Here is a 4,766-nt window from a genome sequence, read left to right on the forward strand (position 1 = left end):
GACGGTGACGGATCGGTTTCCTATTTTACATGAAGGGGAAGTTCCTCGCTACGACTTGAAAAACTGGTCATTGCGTGTATTCGGAGAAGTCGAGCAAGAACGGACGTTCAGCTTCGATGAGCTTCTGGCATTGCCGCAGTCGAAGACGGAATGTGACATACACTGTGTAACACGTTGGTCAAAGCTGGATACAGAATGGGAAGGTATTAAGTTTTCAGACTTTCTATCTTTGCTTGGCGTGAAACCAGAAGCCCGTTATGTGATGATACATGCGGATGAKGATTATGATACGAATTTGCCGCTTGAGGATTTGCTGCATGATAATGTAATGCTGGCTCATCGTTTTGACGGTGAGCCGTTGACGGACAAGCATGGCTGGCCACTTCGCTTGCTTGTACCGCATTTGTATTTCTGGAAGAGCGCGAAATGGATAACAGGTATTGAGTTTATGAAAGAGGACCGTCCTGGCTTCTGGGAGCGGAATGGTTTTCATAATTATGCAGATCCATTTAAAGAACAACGGTTTACGAGCGATGAGAACTCGATGCCCGAGGGTGAATGGATGACGAAGGAGTTTGATTAAAGACATGTTGCCAATTTTACAAGTTAATCCGGAAGATCTGCCGTCACGTGCGATCGTATGTGGCGATCCACGCAGAGCGGAAGCTATTTCTCGCAAGCTGACGAATGTGAAGGAGCTGGCTTTTGCCCGTGAATATCGGACATTCGTTGGAGAGTATGAAGGAGTTAAGTTAGCTGTTGTAAGTCATGGAGTTGGTTCACCGGGAGCGGCTGTTTGCTTTGAGGAGCTGATTCGCGGCGGTGTAGATACACTAATTAGAGTTGGAACAGCAGGCTCATATTCAAAGGATCATCCTGCGGGAAGTCTAGTCGTTAGTACGGCAGCTGTTCGTGCGGAGGGTCTTACACATCAACTAGTACCGGCAGGTTTTCCGGCTGTAGCTGATAGCGCTGTAACGGAGGCGCTTTACGAGTCAGCACTTGAGAGTGAAGGCATTGTCAAAAAAGGGATTACAGTAACGCTCGATGTATTTTTCTCTGGTGTGGTTGAAATTCCTCATAAGCAGTATAAACAAGCGGGAGCAATTGCTGTGGAGATGGAGATTGCGGCTTTGTACGTAATCGCGTCGCTGCGCGGCGCTCGTGCTGGCGCGATCCTTGCATTAGACGGTTATGCCGATGCAGATCTAGCGGGTGAGTATGATCCGCATACAGATGTCGTTGCTAATGCCATCGAGCGTGAAATCGATACGGCACTGCGTGCAATGGTTAAGCTTGCATCTGCGTAAGGAATAGAGTTTTTCTTAGCTATTGGGGGGACGTCCTAGGACGTCCCCTTCTTTTTCGTTTATAGAGGCTTTATCGAGGCGCATACTTGAGCTCGATAGGCTCTAGCTTAGCATAAGGCGGGCTCCAAGTTGGGGGCCCATATTTTTTGATATAACCAAGCTTATTAATCGCATCGTGAGTTGGCTGCTCAGCATCCATTTTGCAGAATAGCTCCCAACATGCAATAACATCGTTAAGCGCGCGGTGTCCGCCGATTAGCGGAATATGGTAACGATCGGACATATCCTTCAGCGTGTGCGGATAAACATGTCGTTCACGACTCAGAGTTAATGTATCAATAAATTCATTCTGAAATGATCTTCCGGCAATTCTAAGTAAAGAATGATGCAGGAAACTTAGGTCAAAGGCTGCATTATGAGCAATTAAAATATTATCGCCTAGCATCCGATTTAGGATACGAAACGCGGTATCCTCATCCATGCCATAAGTGGTCATCTCATCCGTAATCCCGGTGAGCTCCGTAATCTTAGCTGACAGTTTACCGTCGAAGCGCACTAGCGTACTAAATTCACTTGCTATCTCACCATTCACACAGCGAATGGCGGCCATTTCGATGACACGGTCTTTTTTTGGATCAAGACCACTAGTTTCAAAATCAATGATCGTATAAGAAGGATAACGCATGCGAATTCACCACTTTTTCTAGTATAAAGTTTAAGTTATCTATCTTAACTATTCTATATATAAGAAGAAAAGCCTGCTTTTAGGCATAAAAACGCCCCATTACTGCTCAAGAAGAGCTTGTAAATGGGGCGTTTACGTACGATTAGGTACGGTTAGGTATTGCAGCTATGCCATTTTGAAATGAGGTTAATGGTTGTTGCCTGAGCCATTACTTTTTTTATCTGATGTTTTCGATTGTGTATTCTTTCTCGCGTGACCTTGCTGTTTTGCCATCGTGGTTGCCTCCTTTCGGTTTGTTGGATTTAGTTTGTCATAGGCACGGACATCTCATTCGAACATTTTTATCGGAAAAAAGAGTTTAATCGACTATTTGTGTTATTCAAGTTCAGGATGTGTCTCTAAAAGTGCGAATTGGCAATAAAAACATGGGCTCAGCAATCGATATGGTCTTATACGTAAGGAGAAAGACAATTTTGACGGTGGAAGCGATTTCCTTTAATCAAGTGCTATCATTTGTATGTGTTAGAATGAACCCAAGAACAACGATATTAGTAATGGGGGAGCTGCAGTGGGGACTGGCATATGGACGAAAACAAAATGGAATAGGTTTAAAGTTGCGCCGTTGCCCCCTGATCTAAGGCTGGGTAAAGACGCAATTACCGCTTTAATCATTCATAGTTGCTTTCAGTTCGGTGCGTCGATGTCTGGTTTATTTCTCAATTTATACTTATGGCGTCTGACAGAGGACTTGGCGGTTAACGGAGTTTACAACATTGTCGTCTTCCTTATTACTCCTATTGCTTTCGCCTTAGGAGGCTGGATTTCTAAGCGAAAGGATAGAATGGTCACCTATCGGCTTGGTATCGTGATGATTGCGATTTTTTATCTATTTGTTATTATCGCGCAGGAACAAGTTGCGCAATATTATCTATTATTTGCTGTGTTTAATGGCATAGCTGCGGGACTGTACTGGACGGGATACATAGTCATTCAATATGATGTATCAACGGAAGTGAACCGGATCCGGTTTTTGGCTGTAAATATGATCGTATTTAATACGGCGGGCTTAGCGGGTCCGGCACTTGCAGGGTTTATCATACAGCATAACGAAGGGCTGCAGGGGTATACTATTATTTTCACACTTGCTTTTGTAATGTTCCTAATTGCCGCTCTTGTCAGCTTCCGAATTCCGATGATTAAATCCCATCATAAAGCCTATTATTTAAAATTTATGGGGTTAGTTATGAGTAAAAACAAACGTTGGGTCAAAGCGCTGTACAGTTTTTTCGTGTTAGGGTTATTTCAGGGCATTATGCTGTTCCTACCTAATATATTGCTCTTTCAAACGGTTGGACGTGAGGATTGGGTTGGCTATTTAGGTATGTTTTTCTCATCGCTTACAGTAGCGACGGGTTATGTTATTTCTCGGAAAGCACAACAGGAGCATATGCGCAAATATGTATTATATTCGACAACAGGCATAGCGATTGGAGCCGCGCTGCTGCTTATTCAAGTCGAGTTATGGTCGGTGGCGTTGTTTATGATCGTGTTCTCTATTTGTAATCCGCTGGCGGTGAATACACTGACTTCTTATTATTATCGCTTAATTGGCACATTACCTCTCAAAGGTCAGCTGCGGGTGGAATCGGTTGTGATGAGAGAGTTATTCCTTAATGCGGGTAGAGTGATATCGATAATGGTGCTCATTTTGCTGGCTAAGGATCTACAATCTGCTTGGTTGCCAGTTGTTTTGTTTGCGATGGCCGCTTTGCAGTATTTATTAGTTGTACTTATTAAGGAAAAGCAGACAGTTGAACATTAAATGATGATAAAAGATTGAGATATAGCCCGTTTCCGCGGATGAGCCGAAAATGTTACTATGGGTTGTAAATCTGTTTTTGGGGATAATAACCTAAAACGTTTAGGGTGATATTGTGATGATTAAATATATCTTTAGCTGTTTGGTCATTTGTTTTCTGATTGCGGGTACAGTCATTGAGACTGAAACTAAAGTGTTTTCAGCACCAAGAGAAGATTTAATTGAAGGGGCACTATTACAACAATTGCATCCGGTTATCGTATCATCCCTTAGAGAAATATATAATGAAAAGTATTCCCAATTTGAAAATGAACGGATCATTTCAATTAACGAGCGAGTAACAGTGAAAAATAAAGATATTAATGCAAGAGCTGTCGATGCTATACATGGGGCGAAGTATTTTGAGATCACAATTATGTTAAGTAGACCAAATTCCGAAATGGTGGAATTAATTCTATCGAATGAAAAAACACCAGCTCATTACTATCTTGTTAATTACAAAATACTAAGAGGTGCGAGATTCAATTGAAGTGCGACGAAACAGGAATAGAAAATGCTGCCGCCAGTGATGGATAAGTAGCATTTTTTTTAGTAGATAGAACACAATCTATTCAACCTACTCTAGCATACTCTACATAGTAGAAGAGAAGGAAGGGGGAGTAGATATGCACTGGATTTCGATAATTTTAATAGGAATGGTATCTAATATTGATAATGTAGGGATTGGTGTATCTTTTGGTACGCGCTCAACAAGAATTCCAATATTATCAAATCTATTAATTGCTTTCCTCGGAATGACCGCCGCCTATTTATCGATTACAATGGGCAAAATCTCATCAGGATATATGAGTCAACAGCACACCGATTTAATAGGCGGCATTGTCATAATTCTACTAGGGATATGGAGTATGCGACCTAAACGGGTGAAAAAAGTCATAACAAAAGTGTTACC

6 protein-coding genes are annotated in these 4,766 nt (G+C 42.2%); 5 read left to right on the top strand and 1 reads right to left on the bottom strand.

Translation table 11 applies throughout. The annotated features are described in order from the left end of the window. The coding region (locus AC1DWN_RS28205) for a sulfite oxidase-like oxidoreductase (protein ID WP_477562203.1) at positions 1-583 on the top strand (583 nt) is incomplete at its 5' end. Positions 584-587: 4 nt separating this feature from the next. Beyond that, positions 588-1,310 carry a nucleoside phosphorylase gene (locus AC1DWN_RS28210; protein WP_477562204.1) on the top strand — a complete coding sequence of 241 codons (723 nt, stop codon included), beginning with the start codon at positions 588-590 and terminating at the stop codon, positions 1,308-1,310. A gap of 70 nt (positions 1,311-1,380) precedes the next feature. Here the strand turns inward: AC1DWN_RS28210 and AC1DWN_RS28215 are convergent, their stop codons facing one another. Then, the gene (locus AC1DWN_RS28215) at positions 1,381-1,995 is read right to left on the bottom strand and encodes a 3'-5' exonuclease (RefSeq protein WP_477562205.1); all 615 of its coding nucleotides are present in this window, start codon (positions 1,993-1,995) and stop codon (positions 1,381-1,383) included. A gap of 568 nt (positions 1,996-2,563) precedes the next feature. Here AC1DWN_RS28215 and AC1DWN_RS28220 point away from each other — a divergent pair. The 3 genes from AC1DWN_RS28220 to AC1DWN_RS28230 all read left to right on the top strand — a co-directional run. Beyond that, positions 2,564-3,817 (top strand): MFS transporter, encoded by a 1,254-nt coding sequence (locus AC1DWN_RS28220; protein ID WP_477562206.1) that lies wholly within the window; start codon positions 2,564-2,566, stop codon positions 3,815-3,817. 115 nt (positions 3,818-3,932) lie between these two features. Continuing rightward, a complete protein-coding gene (locus AC1DWN_RS28225; protein ID WP_477562207.1) occupies positions 3,933-4,343 on the top strand; it encodes a hypothetical protein in 411 nt (136 codons plus the stop codon). 136 nt (positions 4,344-4,479) lie between these two features. Beyond that, positions 4,480-4,766: MntP/YtaF family protein (locus tag AC1DWN_RS28230; protein WP_477562208.1), on the top strand; the 287-nt coding region annotated here is incomplete at its 3' end.

The organism is Paenibacillus sp. P4_A7 (genome assembly GCF_056402455.1).